Genomic DNA, 18,339 nt, shown 5'->3' with positions numbered 1-18,339 from the left:
AACGAAGAAATCCCCAGGAGCACAGATAACTATGCGACTGGGGTTTCACAGTTCAGCCAACAAAGAGGCAGCCTGAAGGCTGCCGTGTATATTTACTTGAAGCCTTTCTGTTCTTTGATTAGCTCGTAAGCCTTTTGAATTTCCTGCGCTTTTTGCTTCGCCATTTCCATCATTTCTGGCGGCAGACCTTTCGCAACCAGTTTGTCCGGATGGTGCTCGCTCATCAGCTTGCGGTATGCGCGCTTAATGGTAGTCGCATCATCGGTCGCTTTCACCCCCAGCACATTGCAGGCGTCTTCCAGCGTCGGGCCACGTTGCGCCTGCTGCCAGCCACCGCCGCCGGACTGCTGCTGATATCCACCGCCAAACTGCGCGCCGCCCTGCATCATACGCAGGAACTGATCAAATTGGGTCCGTGAGATACCCAACTCTTCAGCAATCACATACAGCACTTCACGCTCATTAGGATGCAATGATCCATCGGCAAATGCCGCCTGAATCTGAATCTCCAGGAACATGCGGATCAGATCGAATCGACCAAAACAGACGCTGCGAAACTGACGCATTTTTTCACGTAATGGGTAATTATCCGATTTTCCCACCCGGAAAGCATGTTGTGCGGCCGTACGCGAGTCGCCGTGCAAATTCATCCGGTCCATCAGCTGGCTGGCGATATGAATATCGGCTTCCGTGACACGGCCTTTGGATTTGGTCAGATGCCCCATCACCTCAAAAGTGGTAGCAAAAAACAGCGCCTGGCGTTCACGTTGGTTGGCAAACCACGCCATTTTGCGCATGCGGGCTTTGTCGAACATGTGGCCAACTAACAGGCCCAGAACCACACCCCAGAAGCCGCCGCCCATCATTAAAGCCACGGCTACGCCAATTATCTTTCCCCAATACTGCATAGACTCCCCAAATCTTTCTGCTCTCAGCCAGGCTATGTCCCACAATATAAGGTGCTTTTACCGATTTATGGCAGCGGTCAATTGTGGGACATCGCCTATAATTTGCATTATCATACCTGTCATTCAATGCCGTGCCTAACACCACGGAGCCTTAATCGGCAGGATTAACACTAGCGCAGTGAAGATGAGATAAGTTAGGCTGTGACCGTTTGTCACGCGCGACGCTACTGATGATGGAACAATAAATACAACGTATGAAAAAACGTATTCCCACTCTTCTGGCCACCATGATTGCCAGCGCCCTTTATAGCCAACAGGGTCTGGCAGCCGATCTCGCCTCACAGTGCATGTTAGGCGTGCCAAGCTATAACCGTCCTCTGGTGCAGGGCGAGACCAATGAATTACCCGTCACTATCAATGCCGACAACGCAAAAGGGAATTACCCGGATGATGCGGTGTTTACCGGCAACGTGGATATTGCGCAGGGTAACAGCCGCCTGCAGGCCGACGAAGTGCAGCTTCATCAGAAGCAGGCTGAAGGCCAGCCTGAGCCAGTACGTACCGTCGATGCGCTGGGCAACGTTCATTATGATGACAATCAGGTTATTCTGAAGGGGCCGAAAGGCTGGTCTAATCTGAATACAAAAGATACTAACATCTGGGAAGGTGATTATCAGATGGTAGGTCGTCAGGGGCGCGGAAAAGCCGACCTGATGAAACAGCGAGGCGAAAACCGTTACACTATTCTGGAAAACGGTAGCTTCACCTCCTGTCTGCCGGGTTCCGATACCTGGAGCGTCGTGGGTAGCGAAGTGATCCACGACCGTGAAGAACAGGTCGCAGAGATCTGGAACGCCCGTTTTAAACTGGGTCCAGTTCCGGTCTTTTATAGTCCTTATTTGCAGTTACCCGTCGGCGATAAGCGCCGTTCCGGTTTCCTGATCCCGAACGCAAAATACTCCACCACGAACTATTTTGAGTTCTACCTGCCGTATTACTGGAACATTGCGCCCAACATGGACGCCACCATTACGCCGCATTATATGCACCGTCGTGGCGGTGTTATGTGGGAGAACGAATTCCGCTACCTGACTCAGGCGGGCGCTGGCCTGATGGAGTTCGACTATCTGAACTCAGATAAAGTGTACGAGGATGAACATCCGAAGGATGACAATTCTCGTCGCTGGCTGTTCTACTGGCAGCACGCTGGCGTGATGGACCAGGTGTGGCGTTTCAACGTCGATTACACCAAGGTCAGCGATACCAGTTACTTTAATGATTTTGACAATAAATACGGTTCCAGTACCGACGGCTATGCCACGCAAAAATTCAGCGTTGGCTACGCGGTACAAAACTTTGACGCGACGGTTTCGACCAAGCAATTCCAGGTCTTCGACGCGCAAAACAGTAACAGCTATTCTGCGCAGCCGCAGTTAGACGTCAACTATTACCAGAATGACGTCGGGCCGTTTGATACCCGTATTTATGGCCAGGCGGTTCATTTCGTTAACACTAACGACAACATGCCGGAAGCCACGCGCGTTCATCTTGAACCGACCATCAACCTGCCGTTGTCGAACAACTGGGGAAGTATCAATACCGAAGCAAAACTGCTGGCAACACACTATCAGCAGACTAATCTCGATTGGTACAACAATAACCCGAGTAACGTTAACAAACTCGATGATTCAGCCAACCGCGTCATGCCGCAGTTTAAAGTTGACGGCAAGCTGGTGTTCGAGCGTGACATGCAAATGCTGGCGCCGGGCTATACCCAAACGCTGGAGCCGCGCGCGCAGTATCTTTACGTACCGTATCGTGACCAAAGTCATATCTATAACTATGACTCTTCCCTGCTGCAATCTGACTACAGCGGCCTGTTCCGTGACCGTACTTATGGCGGCCTGGACCGTATCGCCTCAGCCAACCAGGTGACGACCGGGGTCACATCTCGTGTTTATGATGATGCGGCGGTTGAACGTTTTAATATTTCCGTGGGTCAAATCTACTATTTCACCGAGTCTCGCACTGGCGATGACAACATAAAATGGGAGAATGACGACAAAACGGGCTCACTGGTATGGGCTGGCGACACCTACTGGCGCATCTCCGACCGCTGGGGTTTACGCAGTGGGATCCAGTACGACACACGTCTGGACAGCGTCGCAACCAGTAGCAGCAGTATCGAATACCGCCGCGACGAAAACCGTATGCTGCAGTTGAACTACCGTTATGCCAGCTCGGAGTATATCCAGGCTACCCTGCCGTCTTACTACTCTACGGCAGAGCAGTATAAAAACGGGATCTCACAGGTAGGCGCGGTGGCAAGCTTCCCAATCGCTGACCGTTGGTCGATTGTTGGCGCTTACTACTTCGATACCAACGTGAACAAAGAAGCAGATTCAATGCTGGGACTGCAGTACAACTCCTGCTGTTACGCCATTCGCTTCGGCTACGAACGTAAGCTGAACGGCTGGGATAACACCCAGAAACACGCGATTTATGACAACACGATCGGCTTTAATATCGAACTGCGCGGCCTGAGTTCCAACTATGGTCTGGGCACTAACCAAATGCTGCGTTCGAACATTCTGCCGTATCAAAGCTCTTTATGATCTGATTGATTTACAACGTAATCCGCATTGCGGTTAATTGATAATGGAAAAAGTATGAAGAACTGGAAAACGCTGCTTCTCGGTATCGCCATGATCGCGAATACCAGTTTCGCTGCCCCACAGGTGGTCGATAAAGTCGCAGCCGTCGTCAATAACGGCGTCGTTCTGGAAAGCGACGTCGATGGCTTAATGCAGTCAGTAAAACTAAATGCGGGTCAGGCGGGTCAACAGTTACCGGACGATGCCACGCTGCGTCATCAGATCCTGGAACGTTTGATCATGGATCAAATTCTCCTGCAGATGGGTCAGAAGATGGGTGTAAAAATCTCTGACGAGCAGTTGGATCAGGCTATCGCCAATATCGCCAGGCAAAACAACATGACGCTGGATCAGATGCGCAGCCGTCTGGCACAGGATGGTTTAAACTATTCCACTTATCGTAACCAGATCCGCAAAGAGATGACTATCTCTGAAGTGCGTAACAACGAAGTTCGCCGTCGCGTTACCATATTGCCACAGGAAGTGGATGCCCTGGCGAAGCAGGTCGGCAACCAAAATGATGCCAGCACCGAACTGAACCTGAGCCACATTCTGATCCCACTGCCGGAAAACCCAACTTCCGATCAGGTAAACGAAGCGGAAAGCCAGGCGCGTTCAGTAGTTGATGAAGCACGTAACGGTAGCGATTTTGGCAAATTGGCCATCACTTATTCCGCCGATCAGCAGGCGTTGAAAGGCGGCCAGATGGGTTGGGGACGCATTCAGGAACTGCCGGGCATCTTTGCCCAGGCGTTAAGCACCGCGAAAAAAGGCGATATCATTGGTCCAATTCGCTCTGGAGTCGGCTTCCATATTCTGAAAGTCAACGATATGCGTGGTCAGAGCCAAAGCATTTCCGTGACTGAAGTTCATGCCCGCCATATTCTGCTCAAACCGTCGCCGATCATGACCGACCAACAGGCGCGTCTGAAACTGGAACAAATCGCGGCAGATATTAAGAGCGGTAAAACCACCTTCGCGGCAGCAGCTAAAGAGTTTTCTCAGGATCCGGGTTCTGCTAACCAGGGCGGCGATCTGGGCTGGGCTGCAGCGGATATTTTCGACCCAGCTTTCCGCGATGCGCTGACCAAACTTCACAAAGGCCAGATGAGCACCCCAGTGCACTCCTCTTTCGGCTGGCATCTGATCGAGCTGCTGGACACGCGTAACGTTGATAAAACTGACGCCGCGCAGAAAGACAGAGCTTATCGTATGCTGATGAACCGTAAATTCTCGGAAGAAGCGGCAACCTGGATGCAGGAACAGCGCGCCAGCGCCTACGTCAAAGTTCTGAGCAACTAATGACTCGTACTCAACGCGTTGTTATCACTCCCGGCGAACCCGCCGGGATTGGCCCCGATCTGGTGGTTCAACTCGCGCAGCGTGAGTGGCCTGTAGAACTCGTTGTCTGTGCGGATGCAGCACTCCTCAGTGACCGGGCAGCAATGCTCGGTTTACCGCTTTCACTCCTCCCCTACACTCCAGATACCCCAGCCCGACCGCAATCAGCAGGCACGCTGACGCTGTTACCGATTGCGCTGCGAACACCTGTAGTCGCGGGTCAGTTGGCAGTAGAGAACGGGCAATATGTGGTGGATACGCTGGCTCGCGCCTGCGATGGTTGTCTGCGAGGGGAGTTCGCGGCATTGATTACCGGTCCGGTTCACAAGGGCGTAATCAATGACGCTGGCGTCCCGTTTACCGGGCACACCGAGTTCTTTGAAGAGCGATCACAGGCGAAGAAAGTTGTCATGATGCTGGCAACCGAAGAGCTGCGCGTTGCCGTGGCAACCACGCATCTGCCGCTCAGAGCCGTTGCTGATGCCATTACGCCCGCTCTGCTTCAGGAAGTGATCGGTATTCTGCATCATGATTTGCGCACTAAGTTCGGCATTGCCGATCCGCATATTCTGGTGTGCGGTCTTAACCCGCATGCCGGTGAAGGCGGTCATATGGGAACGGAAGAGATAGAAACTATCATTCCGGTTCTCGATGAACTGCGTGCGCAGGGGATGAAATTGAATGGCCCGCTGCCCGCAGATACGCTGTTTCAGCCCAAGTATCTCGACCACGCGGATGCCGTGCTGGCAATGTACCACGATCAGGGTCTCCCCGTGCTAAAATACCAGGGATTTGGTCGCGGTGTGAACATCACGCTGGGCCTGCCCTTTATTCGCACATCCGTCGATCACGGTACCGCGCTTGAACTTGCGGGACGTGGACAAGCAGATGTCGGCAGTTTTATTACGGCGCTTAATCTCGCCATCAAAATGATTGTTAATACCAATGAATAATCGAGTCCATCAGGGCCACTTAGCCCGTAAACGTTTCGGGCAAAACTTCCTCAACGATCAGTTTGTGATCGAAAGTATTGTCTCTGCAATCAACCCGCAGAAGGGTCAGGCTATGGTCGAAATCGGCCCAGGCCTGGCTGCGCTAACCGAGCCAGTAGGCGAACGCCTGGACCAGCTCACGGTCATTGAGTTAGACCGCGATCTCGCCGCGCGCCTGCAAACGCACCCGTTTTTAGGGCCGAAGCTGACGATTTATCAGCAAGACGCCATGACCATGAACTTCGGCGAACTCGCCCAAACAATGGGGCAACCGCTGCGCATATTCGGTAACCTGCCGTACAACATCTCCACGCCGCTGATGTTCCATCTTTTTACCTATACTGATGCCATTGCCGACATGCATTTCATGTTGCAAAAAGAGGTGGTAAACCGTCTGGTTGCAGGGCCAAACAGTAAAGCGTATGGTCGATTAAGCGTCATGGCGCAGTATTACTGCAATGTGATCCCGGTACTTGAAGTGCCGCCATCCGCATTTACGCCAGCGCCTAAAGTCGATTCTGCCGTTGTGCGTCTGGTCCCTCACGCAACAATGCCGTATCCGGTTAAAGATGTTCGTGTGCTGAGCCGTATTACCACTGAAGCGTTTAATCAGCGTCGTAAAACGGTACGTAACAGCCTCGGCAATTTGTTTAGCGTTGAAGTACTGACAGAGCTGGGCGTTGATCCGGCGATGCGAGCGGAAAATATCTCTGTCGCGCAATACTGCCGGATGGCTAACTATCTGTCGGAAAACGCGCCATCGAAGGAGAGTTAAACATGATCAATTCGCCCCGAGTGTGCATTCAGGTACAAAGCGTCTACATTGAAGCGCAATCCTCACCTGATGATGAACGTTACGTTTTTGCTTATACCGTGACTATCCGCAATTTGGGGCGAGCGCCTGTGCAGCTATTGGGGCGTTATTGGTTGATCACCAATGGTCATGGCCGTGAAACCGAAGTTCAGGGCGAAGGTGTGGTTGGCGTTCAGCCCCACATCGAACCTGGCGAAGAGTACCAATACACCAGCGGCGCGGTGATTGAAACGCCGCTTGGCACCATGCAGGGTCATTACGAAATGATCGATGAACAAGGGATCGCCTTTACCATCGACATTCCCGTGTTCAGACTCGCCGTTCCTACACTCATTCATTAAAACAATAGCTATGGCAACATACCTCATTGGCGACGTTCACGGTTGTTACGATGAACTGATAGCCTTGCTGCACCAGGTAGACTTTAATCCCGAGCAAGACACCTTATGGCTCACCGGCGATCTGGTTGCGCGAGGGCCGGGCTCTTTAGACGTTTTACGCTACGTTAAATCGCTGGGCGATAGCGTGCGGTTAGTTCTCGGTAATCACGATTTACACCTGCTGGCCGTGTTTGCCGGCATTAGCCGTAATAAACCGAAAGACCGACTCACACCGCTGCTTGAAGCTCCGGATGCTGATGCACTGCTTAACTGGCTGCGTCGCCAGCCGCTGTTGCAGATTGATGAAGAGAAGAAGCTGGTGATGGCGCATGCAGGGATTACCCCACAGTGGGACCTACAGACGGCGAAGGACTGTGCACGCGATGTTGAAGCCGTGTTGTCGAGCGACTCGTATCCGTTTTTCCTCGATGCAATGTACGGTGACATGCCTAATAACTGGACCCCGGAGCTGACGGGGCTGGCCCGCCTGCGTTTTATTACCAACGCGTTCACCCGCATGCGTTACTGCTTCCCCAACGGTCAACTTGATATGTACAGCAAAGAGTCGCCAGAAGATGCGCCAGCTCCGCTGAAGCCGTGGTTTGCCATTCCAGGCCCCGTTAGTGACGCCTATAGCATTGCATTCGGGCACTGGGCATCGCTGGAGGGCAAAGGCACGCCAGAAGGTATTTACGCGTTGGATACGGGGTGTTGCTGGGGAGGCGATCTCACCTGTCTGCGCTGGGAAGACAAACGCTACTTTGTGCAGCCATCAAATCGCCATCTGAATATGGATCCCGGCGAAGCGGTCAACGCCTGATAATCGTCTGCTGAGAGGTTCAGGCCTGATGGCGCTACGCTTATCAGGCCTACATCGGGCACAAGAGTTGGCCGGATAAGGCATTTCGCCGCCATCCGGCACTTACAGTATTAACGACGTTCCAGAATCTCGAAGCAGTAGCTGTGAGAGTTTTGCGCGTCGGCATCGTGGAATTCGCTGAAAACAGATTCCCAGTCGTCCGGTTCGTAGTCCGGGAAATGGGTATCTCCCTCCACTTCCGCATCAATGTGTGTCAGATACAGCTTCTGCGCTTTCGGCAGGAACTGCTCATACACACGCCCACCGCCAATCACCATAATTTCAGGCTCATCGCCACAGGCAGCAATGGCTTCATCAACAGACTTCACCCACTGCACGCGATCGTCAGTGCCGGGCTTGCTGCTGATGACGATATTTTTACGCCCCGGCAACGGTCGCCCGATGGATTCCCAAGTGTGGCGCCCCATGACGACCGGCTTGTTTAAGGTATTACGTTTAAACCAGGCGAGATCGGCAGGTAGGTTCCACGGCATGGCGTTTTCCATACCGATGACGCGATCTACCGCTAACGCCGCAATCAGACTGATCATTGAATATTTCCCGGATACAAAAAAATTGTCGCCACTATACGGAAAGCGCAATCTTTCGTCGACTAGCCAAAGGAAGATGTGCATGAAAATTTTCTGTTCTGCTGGCGAGTCCGCGACTTCTGAGTGGACTCCCAGCATTACAGTAGTTCAAAAACAGCCAATTAGCAGTAAAGTTTGCAGAACATCACATTTTTTACCCTATGCTGACGGTTTCACTTCCGGTTCATCGGCGACATCGCCCGTATGTTTACCTTCATCCGTGCCTTGCCAGCCATGGCGTTGAATCAATGATAAGTGCTGACGATCTTCCGCAATAATTTCACTTAGCATTGCACTGGTGCGCTTATAAACCGCCGCGCGGGAAATTGCGTCATTTTCCCCTTTCACCATCTCCTCAACCATTAACGTATTGAAGCGGCGGAAGACATCGGCCCGCTCACGCGCTTCATAGCGCCCAAGCCCGAGCCCTTCCAGCGCCAGGCGTCCGGTTTTCAGCGCGCCTTCAAAGGTCTCACGTTCAGGCATGTCCACACCCGCCTGACGCAGACGGATGTAATGATCCACGTCGCGCGCGCGGGCAATAATTTGCAGATGCGGGAAATGCTCTTTCACCATTTCGGTTAACTGCAGGCTGGTTTGCGGATCGTCAATGGCATTAATAATGACTTCAGCTTTCGCCGCCCCGGCAGATTCCAGCAGATCCATCCGGGTCGCATCGCCATAGAAAACCTTCATCCCGAATTTACGCAGCGTTTCGATATGGTCCGGGTCATGATCAAGAACCACCATTTTGACCCCACTCGACAACAGCAAACGACCGGTTATCTGGCCAAATCGCCCAAATCCAGCGATGATCACCCGCGGTTGCTCCTCATCGATTTCATCCGCTTCCCGCGCTTCACCAGTCGCCGATTTTTCCAGACGCGTCAAAATCACCAGCAAAATCGGCGTAGCCGCCATCGACAACGCCACCGCCAGCGTCAGCGATTTCGCCCAGTCAGGATCAAGCACGTTTGCCATTTGCGCCGCGCCAAACACCACGAAGGCAAACTCACTGCCCTGCCCAAGTAATACGGCAAACCATCTGCGCTGCTTGTTCGGTACCTGTAACGGTTTCGCTATCAGCCATAGCATGACGGTTTTAATCACCAGGAAACCAACCAGCAGAATGATGATGCGCAAAGGATTATCAATCAGCGTACCAAAGTCGATAGACATCCCCACGCCGATGAAAAACAGCCCCAGCAGCAGCCCTTTAAACGGCTCAATATCGCTTTCCAACGCGTGGCGATACTCAGAACTCGCCAGCAACACGCCGGCCAGGAACGCCCCCATCGCCATCGAAAGACCAACTTCTTCCAACAGCAGACCAAAACCGAAAACGAGGAACAGCGCGACGGCGCTGAAAACTTCCCGCAGGCCTGAGCGCGCAACAAAACGCAAGGCAGGACGGGTAACATAACGCCCTAACAGCACCACCAGCACCAGCGCGCCAGCTACCTTAAGGGCTGACAATGCAAATGCCCCAAGCGTGGTCGATGCGCCGCTTGCCGCCAGTAAGGGAATCATTGCCACCAGAGGAATAGCGGCGATATCCTGGAACAGCAGCACGGCAAATGCGCTACGCCCCAGTTGCGACACCATCAGGTTACGTTCATTCATCGCCTGCATCGCGATGGCCGTCGAGGAAAGCGCCAGCGTCATGCCGATCAGCTCCGCCACCTGCCAGTGCAGGCCAAGGAACATACAGAACAAACCAATCAAACCGCCGCAAACCACCATCTGTAGTGCACCGCCGCCGAACACCGAAGCCCGCAGTTTCCACAAACGCTGCGGATCCAGCTCCAGGCCGATGACAAACAGCATCAGCACCACGCCGATCTCGGCAAAATGCAGGATTGATTCGGCGTCCGTCACCAGCCTCAGACCCCATGGTCCGATAATGCACCCGGCGATGAGATACCCCAGTACCGACCCTAGCCCCAGCCGCACGGCGATGGGGACAATCAGCGCCGCCGATCCAAGATAAATCAGCGCCTGAATCAGCGTATGACTATCCATGATGAACCTCCTGCCACTCGAGCAGACGCTGTTTATAATGACGCGCCTGCGCCTGCAGCGTCTCGTCATCACAGATAAACGTACAGTGCATCGCAAATGGCGGCAGCCATTTGAGACCACAATATAATGCCGTGGCCTGCAAAGGTTGGGAAAGCACATCAAAGCCTGGATGGGAGCCGATATTAAAGTGGTTTTCACCGCCGCCGGTGGTCACAGCCCACATGAGATGCTTACCGTGCAGCGCAGTACCGTCATGACCGTATGCCCAACCGTGTGCAAGGACCTTATCCATCCACAGCTTGAGTAACGGAGGTGTGCTATACCACTGCATAGGATGCTGCCAGATAATCAACTCTGCGCGCGCCAGGGCTTCCTGTTCAGCGGCAATATCGATATTAAAGTCGGGGTAGAGCTGGTAGAGCGAACGGATCTCCACGCCCTCCAGCGTCCTTGCCTGTTCAAGCATCCGCTTATTCGCATGCGAATGCTGAGGATAGGGATGCGCATAAATGATGAGAATCATGATTAGCCTGTATCACTGCATTATTGTAATAACAGTGAGTTTAGTCAGTTAATCCACAGGCTAACAGTCAATATTATTGAGCAGATAAATGGAAAAATCTGAGCTAGTTATCCAGTTCGCTCATATCCTTAACCTGATCGCGGTTAATTTGTTCCGTCTTACCTGTTTGCGCGTTTTTGTACGACACCAGGCCGGTATCATCATCAACCTGCGGTTTGCCGTCGGTGACGATGGTTTTACCATCGGTGGTTTTCACCGCCTGATTTGAGGAGCAACCGGCTACGGTAAACAGTGCTGCTGCGGTAAAAATGGAAGTGATCAGAATATGTTTCTGCATGGTGTTCTCCCTGCTTTTCAGTCGTTTTCAGTGATATATCCGTTAACTGTAGGCTAACTGACTGAGTTGCAGGGAAAATACAGAACACTCTTAATAGCCTGCCCTGACCACCGGCTTACTACGAATCGTCATTTGGCTGGTTTGCGCCAGCGTCAGACCTCGCGTTTCCGGGGCGAAAGCGATGGACACGAGCAGGCCTACCAGCGAAATTCCCGCGCCCATCAGCATCACATTACTGATCCCGTATTTGGTGATGAACACCGGCAGCGCCCAGGTTGACACAATGGTGCCGATACGGCTTAACGACATAATCACCCCGACCGCAGAGGCACGAATATCGGTGGGAAACAGTTCGTTTGGGTATAGCCATTGCAGGTTTCCCGGCCCCCCCGAGAAAAACGCGTACACGGCAAACGCCAGCACCACCAGCCATGCGCCCATATTAGGGATTAGCCCCAGCACAGCCAGCGCCAGCGTCATCATAATAAAGCTGCCAATTAACAGCGGTCGACGGCCCGCGCTATTGAGCCAGAACATGGGAGGAATACACCCCAGCATAAAGCACAGGCTGATCACCACATTGCCCAACGCGGCGCTTTTCCCGGCGCCGAGCCCCAGTAGCCCAACAATCTGCGGACCAAAGGTATAAATGGCAAACATCGGGATCACCTGACAGGTCCAGATGGCGGCAACAAACAGGACAAACGGGAAATGTCGGCGATTAAACAACTGAAGGAAACGCGTCTGCTGGGGTGCTTCTTCGTCGAATACCACCGGTTCGCCAAACAGTTTGATCATCATCTCCTCGCACTCTTTCACCCGACCTTTACGCAGCAACCAGCGTGGCGATTCAGGAAGATCGAAACGCCCAATCAGGATCAAAATGCAGGGGATCACCGCGCTGCCCAACATCCAGCGCCATCCGCCCTCAACATCATACAAAAAGTAACCGACCAGATCGGCACAGGTGGCGCCGACATACCACATCGCCGCGATAAAACCGATGGAGAAAGCGCGCTGGCGGGTATTGGAGAACTCGGTAATCATTGAGGTTGCGATCGGGTAATCAGCCCCAATCACCACCCCGATCAGCACCCGCATCACCAACAACTCAACGGGCGAGGAGACAAACATGGTTGCCGCCGATATCACGCCAATGGCGATAATATCGATGATAAACATTTTACGGCGCCCGACCTTATCGGAAATGTAGCCAAACAGCGACGTCCCGACAAACAAACCGGCGAGCGTACCAGCCCCCAGCAGACCAATCCACTCGGCATCCAGTTTCAACGCTGGCGTGAGCTGTTCGAGCGCCACGCCAATCATCACCAGCACATAACCATCCAGAAACGGCCCACCGCTTCCCCACAGCATTATCCGGCGGTGAATAGAGGTAAATTTGATGTCATCAAAGTTCCTGGGCTGCTGCATGGCTATATCCTGTTTTATTTTAACTTAATGCCTGATAGCGCCTATCAGGCCTATGAACCGTACCTGTAAGCCGGATAAGGCGAAGCCGCCATCCGGCACCAGGTTTAGCCATAGCGGAACTCCACGCCAAACGTCCCGCGCGGGTATTCCCATTTTTCCAGCGCTGTATCGAGTCCAAGAATTCGACACGTCCCACACTCGAGGCATCCGGCGTAATCAAAGCGTACGCTGCCGTCGTCCTGCTTTTTATACAGTCCAGCCGGGCAGGCCTTAATCAGCACCTCCAGCGCCTGTTTATCAGGATCGGTTTTGAGAATGATGTGTGGGCTGTCTTCATCGACATTGAACTTATTGACGCCCAGTTTGACGTCCACATTGACGGGAGAAGTCATAATACGGTCACTCCTTTCAGGCCATCTTTCATCAGGTTGATGAAGCCCACTTTCTTCGCATGGCGCAGGATTTTTTTACGCATTGGCACCGGGGCGGAACCATCTACGGTGAACAGGTCGCGTGCGATACTGACCGCCATTTCGGGATAAGCGGTAAACATGCGCGGGTTATCAAGAAAAGCGGGCAGCTTTTGATACATACGCATATCACGCATCGGGCCGTCGTCCAGATGCTGACGGTATTCACCCAGCGACTGCTTGCTAAAGTCGTCACGCTTCATGGCTGAAAGCACCGTTTTCGCCGCCGCTTCGCCTGCGGCGATGGCCAAATCCATACCGCGAATAGTAAAGCCGAGGTTCATACACATTCCGGCAGCGTCACCGGCAATCAGTACGCCGTCACCCACCAGTTCTGGCTGCATGTTGATACCGGCTTCAGGTACAACGTGCGCGGCATATTCCACCAGCTTGCCACCGGCGATCAGCGGGGCAACTGCCGGATGCTGTTTGAAATCTTCCAGCATTTGTGGGACCGATTTTTTCGCGTCTTTCAGATGATGAAGACCGCAGACCAGTCCCAGAGAAAGGGTTGTTTCATTCGTATAGAGAAAGCCACCGCCCATCAATCCATCGGTTGGCGATCCGGCAAACAGACAGGCTGCGCCTTCGTTCCCCTGTAACTGGAAACGATCTTCAATCACTGATTTCGGCAATTCGATCAGCTCTTTTACGCCGACGGCAACATGCGATGCCTCGACGCGCTTTGCCATACCCAACTTTTCAGCCAACAGAGAGTTTACGCCATCAGCAAGGATCACTACCCTGGCCTCCAGAATATCGCCATCGGCTTCCACGCCCACGACTTTACCCTCGCGCTGCACAACGTTATCCACGCGAATACCGGTGATGAGCTGAGCGCCCGCCTCCTCGGCCTGTTCCATCAGCCAGGCATCAAATTTGCTGCGTAAGACGGAATAAGAAACCTGCGACGATGTGGCGTCTTCGCCGTTGCAATAATCAATGGACATCGCCCCTTTATCGGTCATAAAGGCGAGTTTCTCGTGGGTGATGACGCGTTCAATGGGGGCCTGCTCAGCAAAACCGGGAATGATGCGCTCCAGGCTATGCGCATACATGCGCCCACCGGTGACATTCTTCGCGCCAGCAGAATTGCCGCGCTCGATAACCAGCACCTGTGCGCCTTCCCGAGCCAGCACCAGCGCCGCAACCGAACCAGCCAGACCTGCACCCACGATGATGGCATCAAAGATATCTTCGGACATACGTACTCCTGTCAGCGGCAGGACACCTTCGCATCCTGCCCGAAATGGTTTAACGCGCTAAGGCTGCCGTCAGCGCAGGCAGGATCTTCAGCGCATCGCCAACGATGCCGTAATCCGCATACTGGAATATCGGCGCATTTTTATCTTTGTTAATGGCGAAAATCGTCTGTGCGCCGTTGGCGCCGACCATATGTTGGATCTGCCCGGAAATCCCCACCGCCAGATACAGTTCAGGCTTGAGCATCAGGTTGGAGATACCGACGTAGCGTTCGTGCTCCATCCACTTCTCGTTTTCCGCCACCGGACGGGAACAGGCCAGCTCAGCGCCAATCGTCTGGCACAGCGCTTCGGCCAGCGAGATATTTTCTTTGCTGCCGATACCACGTCCCACGCTGACCACCAGGCGAGCCTTGTCGAGGTCGACGCTGTTGCTCTGACGTGCCTGAGTTGCCGTACGGGTCACGGCAACGGCCGGAGCCTGCCACTGTACGGTATGCATCTCGCCGCTGCGGGTAGCATCGGGTTGCTGCGCGTCAAACGTCCCGCTGCTGAGTGTAATCACGGCAAACGGCGAAGCGATTGTTTCCGCCCCTATCGCCAGGCCGCCGTAGACCATATGTTTGACCGCCGCTTTACCATCCTGTACGACGACTGCGCTGGCATCGTTTGAAACTGCAGCTGACAAGCGAAAGCCCAGTTTTGCCGCTAGCAACTTGCCCCGACGCGTATTGGGCAGCAGTACTGCGCCGTCCTCGCTGTGCTGACGAATGGTCTGGGCCATCACATCGGCGTAGTCTTCGACCATACGCTCTTCTGGTTTACCGCTGAGCAACCAGACATGATCTGCCCCCAAATGACATGCCGTCGCGCTATCTGCATCGCTCAGTACAAACGTGTTAACTTTTTCACCTAAAGCCTGCGCACCTTTCATCAGTTCCGGCAGACGAGAAGGGGTATCGCTGAATACCCAGATACTGGAAAATTTGTTCATAACATCCCCTGATAATTAAATGATTTTGCGAAGATTCTCGACAAACGCGGCAATCTGTTCTTCACCGTCACCTTCAATCACAACGCGCTGACGCTCGCGCTGCTTCGGCGCAGCAACCTGCTGTGCGGAATACGCCTGCACGCTGTTCAGTCCAATGTCTGCAGGCGACCAAACCTGAACCGGTTTTTTCGCCGCGCCAAGAATGGCTTTCATGGAAGGGATTTGTGGGGTGTTGATATCCGTTGAGACCGCGATGACCGCCGGAAGCGGGATGCTCAGTGTTTCGACTTCATCTTCCAGTTCACGCTCTACCGTCAGCGTGCTGTCGGTAAGAGAGAGGATTTTACTCACGCCGTTAATCGTGGGAACGTTCAGTGCTTCGCCCACCAGCAGGCCAACCTGCTGAGCATAGAGATCGGAAGAACCGTCACCACAGATAATTAGATCGAACCCGGCTTTTTGCGCGGCGGCAGCCAACACGGTAGCCGTTTGTTGTGGCAGCGCCTGTTCAAATTGATCGTCAATCACAACAATCAGTTCATCAGGACCACGGGAGAGCACATCTTTGCGCCCTTTTGCATTGGTCAGCGCTTTGCCGCCGACGCTCATGGCCACAACCTGGGCCTCGCCTGCCTGTTGTTTTAACTGGCAAGCTGCTTCGATCGCATTCAGGTCGTACTGGCTGATTTTGCCATCCGCTTTGCTGAAATCGAGTGAACCATCAGCGTTATTAATCGCAATATCCTGTTCATCAGGTACGCATTTGTAGCAAGTAATTATCTTCATTGCATCTCCAGAAATCATGAAGGAAACGTATTTATATCGGCGGTGTTAAATACAGATATCACGCTCTTTAATTCGGAAATAAAACCTTAATCACCAATATTGAAAATGTCACACATTGAAATTCGTAACTTTCAATAGTGTTACGCACCTCACCAATATTGAAAGAATTACGACAAATATAAAAATTTTCAATATTGTCTGCGGGTTCAACAATATTGAACGCCAGCCACTTAAAAAAGTTAAAAAACCACAGATAACACACTGATTAACAACAAAAAACAGCATGAATTTAAGCAAATTAACCAGCGTAAAAAAGTGTGACACAGATAACAGAATCACCCGAAATGAATACTCATTATGAGTTACTCACTGAGGCGCCCCCAGAGGTTAAAAAGTTATCAACAAATCATTAATAATAAATAAACAAACGATCACACACGGGCACGCTAAATAAATTTCGTTTTCACACTGGAATTCACTTATGAAAAATGAAAAGAGAAAGTCGGGAATTGAACCGAAGGTTTTTTTTCCGCCATTAATAATAGTTGGAATACTTTGTTGGCTAACAGTAAGAGATCTCGATGCCGCTAACGTCGTTATTAATGCGGTATTCAGTTATGTCACCAGTGTCTGGGGCTGGGCATTTGAATGGTATATGGTCGTCATGCTCTTCGGCTGGTTCTGGTTGGTTTTTGGCCCGTATGCCAAAAAGAAATTAGGCGACGAAAAACCGGAGTTTAGTACCGCCAGCTGGATCTTTATGATGTTCGCCTCCTGTACTTCAGCAGCGGTACTGTTCTGGGGCTCCATCGAGATCTACTACTATATCTCCACCCCACCGTTCGCCCTGGAACCCAATTCCACGGGTGCGAAAGAGATAGGTCTGGCTTACAGCCTGTTCCACTGGGGACCGCTGCCATGGGCAACCTACAGCTTCCTTTCCGTGGCCTTCGCCTATTTCTTCTTTGTGCGCAAGATGGACGTCATCCGTCCTAGCTCCACGCTGGTACCATTAGTGGGCGAAAAGCATGCGAAAGGGCTGTTCGGCACCATCGTTGATAACTTCTACCTGGTAGCGCTGATTTTTGCGATGGGTACCAGCCTCGGTCTGGCGACACCGCTGGTAACCGAGTGTATGCAATGGCTGTTCGGTATTCCGCATACACTGCAATTAGATGCCATCATCATTACCTGCTGGATCATTCTGAACGCCATTTGCGTAGCCTGCGGCCTGCAAAAAGGAGTCAGAATCGCCAGCGACGTACGTAGCTACCTGAGCTTCCTGATGCTGGGCTGGGTGTTTATCGTCAGCGGCGCCAGCTTCATCATGAACTACTTTACCGACTCGGTCGGCATGCTGCTGATGTATCTGCCGCGCATGCTGTTCTATACCGATGCCATCGGCAAAGGCGGCTTCCCGCAGGGTTGGACCGTCTTCTACTGGGCATGGTGGGTCATTTACGCCATCCAGATGAGCATCTTCCTGGCACGTATTTCTCGTGGTCGTACCGTACGTGAACTGTGCTTTGGGATGGTGCTGGGCCTGACCGCTTCTACCTGGATCCTGTGGACAGTCCTTGGCAGCAATACCCTGCTGCTGATGGATAAAAACATTCTCAACATCCCACAGCTGATTGAACAACACGGCGTGGCGCGCGCCATTATCGAAACCTGGGCCGCCTTGCCATTCAGCACCGCCACCATGTGGGGCTTCTTCATCCTTTGTTTTATTGCCACTGTCACGCTGATTAACGCCTGCTCTTATACCCTGGCGATGTCCACCTGTCGCGAAGTCCGCGATGGTGAAGAACCACCGCTGTTAGTGCGTATCGGCTGGTCCGTGCTGGTCGGCATCATCGGTATCGTTCTACTGGCGCTGGGCGGGCTGAAGCCAATACAGACCGCGATTATCGCCGGAGGATGCCCGCTGTTCTTCGTCAATATCATGGTGACGCTGTCCTTTATTAAAGACGCCAAAGTGCACTGGAAAGACAAGTAATTCTTATTAACCCAATTGATCAAGAGGCTGAAAG

17 protein-coding genes are annotated in these 18,339 nt (G+C 52.7%); 7 read left to right on the top strand and 10 right to left on the bottom strand.

The window, feature by feature from the left end; translation table 11 throughout:
• Positions 1-92 precede the first annotated feature (92 nt).
• Entirely contained in the window at positions 93-908 is an 816-nt protein-coding gene (djlA, locus tag On2M_RS04340; protein WP_005124510.1) for a co-chaperone DjlA, read from the bottom strand.
• Positions 909-1,162: 254 nt separating this feature from the next.
• Here djlA and lptD point away from each other — a divergent pair, with 254 nt between their 5' ends.
• From lptD to apaH, 6 genes are read left to right on the top strand one after another with little or no spacing between them, the layout of a single operon-like run.
• Positions 1,163-3,523 carry an LPS assembly protein LptD gene (gene lptD / locus On2M_RS04335; protein WP_151216721.1) on the top strand — a complete coding sequence of 787 codons (2,361 nt, stop codon included), beginning with the start codon at positions 1,163-1,165 and terminating at the stop codon, positions 3,521-3,523.
• Positions 3,524-3,577: 54 nt separating this feature from the next.
• The gene (surA, locus tag On2M_RS04330; protein ID WP_187253711.1) at positions 3,578-4,864 is read left to right on the top strand and encodes a peptidylprolyl isomerase SurA; all 1,287 of its coding nucleotides are present in this window, start codon (positions 3,578-3,580) and stop codon (positions 4,862-4,864) included.
• On the top strand, positions 4,864-5,856 hold the full coding sequence (gene pdxA / locus On2M_RS04325) for a 4-hydroxythreonine-4-phosphate dehydrogenase PdxA (protein ID WP_151216720.1): 993 nt from the start codon (positions 4,864-4,866) through the stop codon (positions 5,854-5,856). Before surA ends, pdxA begins: the two co-directional genes overlap by 1 nt.
• Complete coding sequence (gene rsmA, locus On2M_RS04320; protein ID WP_210904424.1) at positions 5,849-6,670, top strand: 16S rRNA (adenine(1518)-N(6)/adenine(1519)-N(6))-dimethyltransferase RsmA; 822 nt, start codon at positions 5,849-5,851, stop codon at positions 6,668-6,670. The genes pdxA and rsmA overlap by 8 nt, the downstream gene beginning before the upstream one ends.
• A 2-nt stretch (positions 6,671-6,672) precedes the next feature.
• Positions 6,673-7,050, top strand: coding sequence for a Co2+/Mg2+ efflux protein ApaG (gene apaG / locus On2M_RS04315; protein WP_003018867.1), 378 nt, complete (start codon positions 6,673-6,675; stop codon positions 7,048-7,050).
• A gap of 10 nt (positions 7,051-7,060) precedes the next feature.
• Positions 7,061-7,909, top strand: coding sequence for a bis(5'-nucleosyl)-tetraphosphatase (symmetrical) ApaH (gene apaH / locus On2M_RS04310; protein WP_151216718.1), 849 nt, complete (start codon positions 7,061-7,063; stop codon positions 7,907-7,909).
• A 110-nt stretch (positions 7,910-8,019) separates the two neighbouring features.
• On the opposite strand, the gene folA is transcribed toward apaH, so the two are convergent.
• The 9 genes from folA to On2M_RS04265 all read right to left on the bottom strand — a co-directional run bounded on the left by folA (position 8,020) and on the right by On2M_RS04265 (position 16,306).
• Complete coding sequence (gene folA / locus On2M_RS04305) at positions 8,020-8,499, bottom strand: type 3 dihydrofolate reductase (RefSeq protein WP_003018873.1); 480 nt, start codon at positions 8,497-8,499, stop codon at positions 8,020-8,022.
• A 198-nt stretch (positions 8,500-8,697) separates the two neighbouring features.
• The gene (gene kefC, locus On2M_RS04300; RefSeq protein ID WP_210904423.1) at positions 8,698-10,560 is read right to left on the bottom strand and encodes a glutathione-regulated potassium-efflux system protein KefC; all 1,863 of its coding nucleotides are present in this window, start codon (positions 10,558-10,560) and stop codon (positions 8,698-8,700) included.
• Entirely contained in the window at positions 10,553-11,083 is a 531-nt protein-coding gene (kefF, locus tag On2M_RS04295) for a glutathione-regulated potassium-efflux system oxidoreductase KefF (RefSeq protein ID WP_151216716.1), read from the bottom strand. Before kefF ends, kefC begins: the two co-directional genes overlap by 8 nt.
• Before the next feature lie 103 nt (positions 11,084-11,186).
• Positions 11,187-11,420, bottom strand: coding sequence for a YgdI/YgdR family lipoprotein (locus On2M_RS04290; RefSeq protein ID WP_003018880.1), 234 nt, complete (start codon positions 11,418-11,420; stop codon positions 11,187-11,189).
• 90 nt (positions 11,421-11,510) lie between these two features.
• A complete protein-coding gene (locus On2M_RS04285) occupies positions 11,511-12,854 on the bottom strand; it encodes an MFS transporter (protein ID WP_210904422.1) in 1,344 nt (447 codons plus the stop codon).
• A gap of 104 nt (positions 12,855-12,958) precedes the next feature.
• The gene (fixX, locus tag On2M_RS04280; RefSeq protein ID WP_000203736.1) at positions 12,959-13,246 is read right to left on the bottom strand and encodes a ferredoxin-like protein FixX; all 288 of its coding nucleotides are present in this window, start codon (positions 13,244-13,246) and stop codon (positions 12,959-12,961) included.
• The gene (locus On2M_RS04275) at positions 13,243-14,529 is read right to left on the bottom strand and encodes an FAD-dependent oxidoreductase (RefSeq protein WP_187253709.1); all 1,287 of its coding nucleotides are present in this window, start codon (positions 14,527-14,529) and stop codon (positions 13,243-13,245) included. The genes fixX and On2M_RS04275 overlap by 4 nt, the downstream gene beginning before the upstream one ends.
• 49 nt (positions 14,530-14,578) lie before the next feature.
• Positions 14,579-15,520, bottom strand: coding sequence for an electron transfer flavoprotein subunit alpha/FixB family protein (locus tag On2M_RS04270; RefSeq protein WP_151216714.1), 942 nt, complete (start codon positions 15,518-15,520; stop codon positions 14,579-14,581).
• Positions 15,521-15,535: 15 nt separating this feature from the next.
• Complete coding sequence (locus On2M_RS04265; protein WP_151224538.1) at positions 15,536-16,306, bottom strand: electron transfer flavoprotein FixA; 771 nt, start codon at positions 16,304-16,306, stop codon at positions 15,536-15,538.
• A 481-nt stretch (positions 16,307-16,787) separates the two neighbouring features.
• On the opposite strand from On2M_RS04265, the gene caiT reads away from it, so the two are divergent.
• Complete coding sequence (gene caiT / locus On2M_RS04260; protein ID WP_151216712.1) at positions 16,788-18,305, top strand: L-carnitine/gamma-butyrobetaine antiporter; 1,518 nt, start codon at positions 16,788-16,790, stop codon at positions 18,303-18,305.
• Positions 18,306-18,339: the final 34 nt, after the last annotated feature.

Origin of the sequence: Citrobacter sp. On2M (assembly GCF_018035235.1) — a bacterium.
GTDB classification, from domain to species: domain Bacteria; phylum Pseudomonadota; class Gammaproteobacteria; order Enterobacterales; family Enterobacteriaceae; genus Citrobacter; species Citrobacter meridianamericanus.
The sequence above is the reverse complement of the archived record's forward strand: the minus strand, read 5'-3'. Positions and strand labels throughout refer to the sequence as shown.

Coding starts and splice junctions, on each gene's coding strand:
- djlA (WP_005124510.1), bottom strand. CDS start 908: ATGCAGTATTGGGGAAAGATAATTGGCGTAGCCGTGGCTTTAATGATG.
- lptD (WP_151216721.1), top strand. CDS start 1,163: ATGAAAAAACGTATTCCCACTCTTCTGGCCACCATGATTGCCAGCGCC.
- surA (WP_187253711.1), top strand. CDS start 3,578: ATGAAGAACTGGAAAACGCTGCTTCTCGGTATCGCCATGATCGCGAAT.
- pdxA (WP_151216720.1), top strand. CDS start 4,864: ATGACTCGTACTCAACGCGTTGTTATCACTCCCGGCGAACCCGCCGGG.
- rsmA (WP_210904424.1), top strand. CDS start 5,849: ATGAATAATCGAGTCCATCAGGGCCACTTAGCCCGTAAACGTTTCGGG.
- apaG (WP_003018867.1), top strand. CDS start 6,673: ATGATCAATTCGCCCCGAGTGTGCATTCAGGTACAAAGCGTCTACATT.
- apaH (WP_151216718.1), top strand. CDS start 7,061: ATGGCAACATACCTCATTGGCGACGTTCACGGTTGTTACGATGAACTG.
- folA (WP_003018873.1), bottom strand. CDS start 8,499: ATGATCAGTCTGATTGCGGCGTTAGCGGTAGATCGCGTCATCGGTATG.
- kefC (WP_210904423.1), bottom strand. CDS start 10,560: ATGGATAGTCATACGCTGATTCAGGCGCTGATTTATCTTGGATCGGCG.
- kefF (WP_151216716.1), bottom strand. CDS start 11,083: ATGATTCTCATCATTTATGCGCATCCCTATCCTCAGCATTCGCATGCG.
- On2M_RS04290 (WP_003018880.1), bottom strand. CDS start 11,420: ATGCAGAAACATATTCTGATCACTTCCATTTTTACCGCAGCAGCACTG.
- On2M_RS04285 (WP_210904422.1), bottom strand. CDS start 12,854: ATGCAGCAGCCCAGGAACTTTGATGACATCAAATTTACCTCTATTCAC.
- fixX (WP_000203736.1), bottom strand. CDS start 13,246: ATGACTTCTCCCGTCAATGTGGACGTCAAACTGGGCGTCAATAAGTTC.
- On2M_RS04275 (WP_187253709.1), bottom strand. CDS start 14,529: ATGTCCGAAGATATCTTTGATGCCATCATCGTGGGTGCAGGTCTGGCT.
- On2M_RS04270 (WP_151216714.1), bottom strand. CDS start 15,520: ATGAACAAATTTTCCAGTATCTGGGTATTCAGCGATACCCCTTCTCGT.
- On2M_RS04265 (WP_151224538.1), bottom strand. CDS start 16,306: ATGAAGATAATTACTTGCTACAAATGCGTACCTGATGAACAGGATATT.
- caiT (WP_151216712.1), top strand. CDS start 16,788: ATGAAAAATGAAAAGAGAAAGTCGGGAATTGAACCGAAGGTTTTTTTT.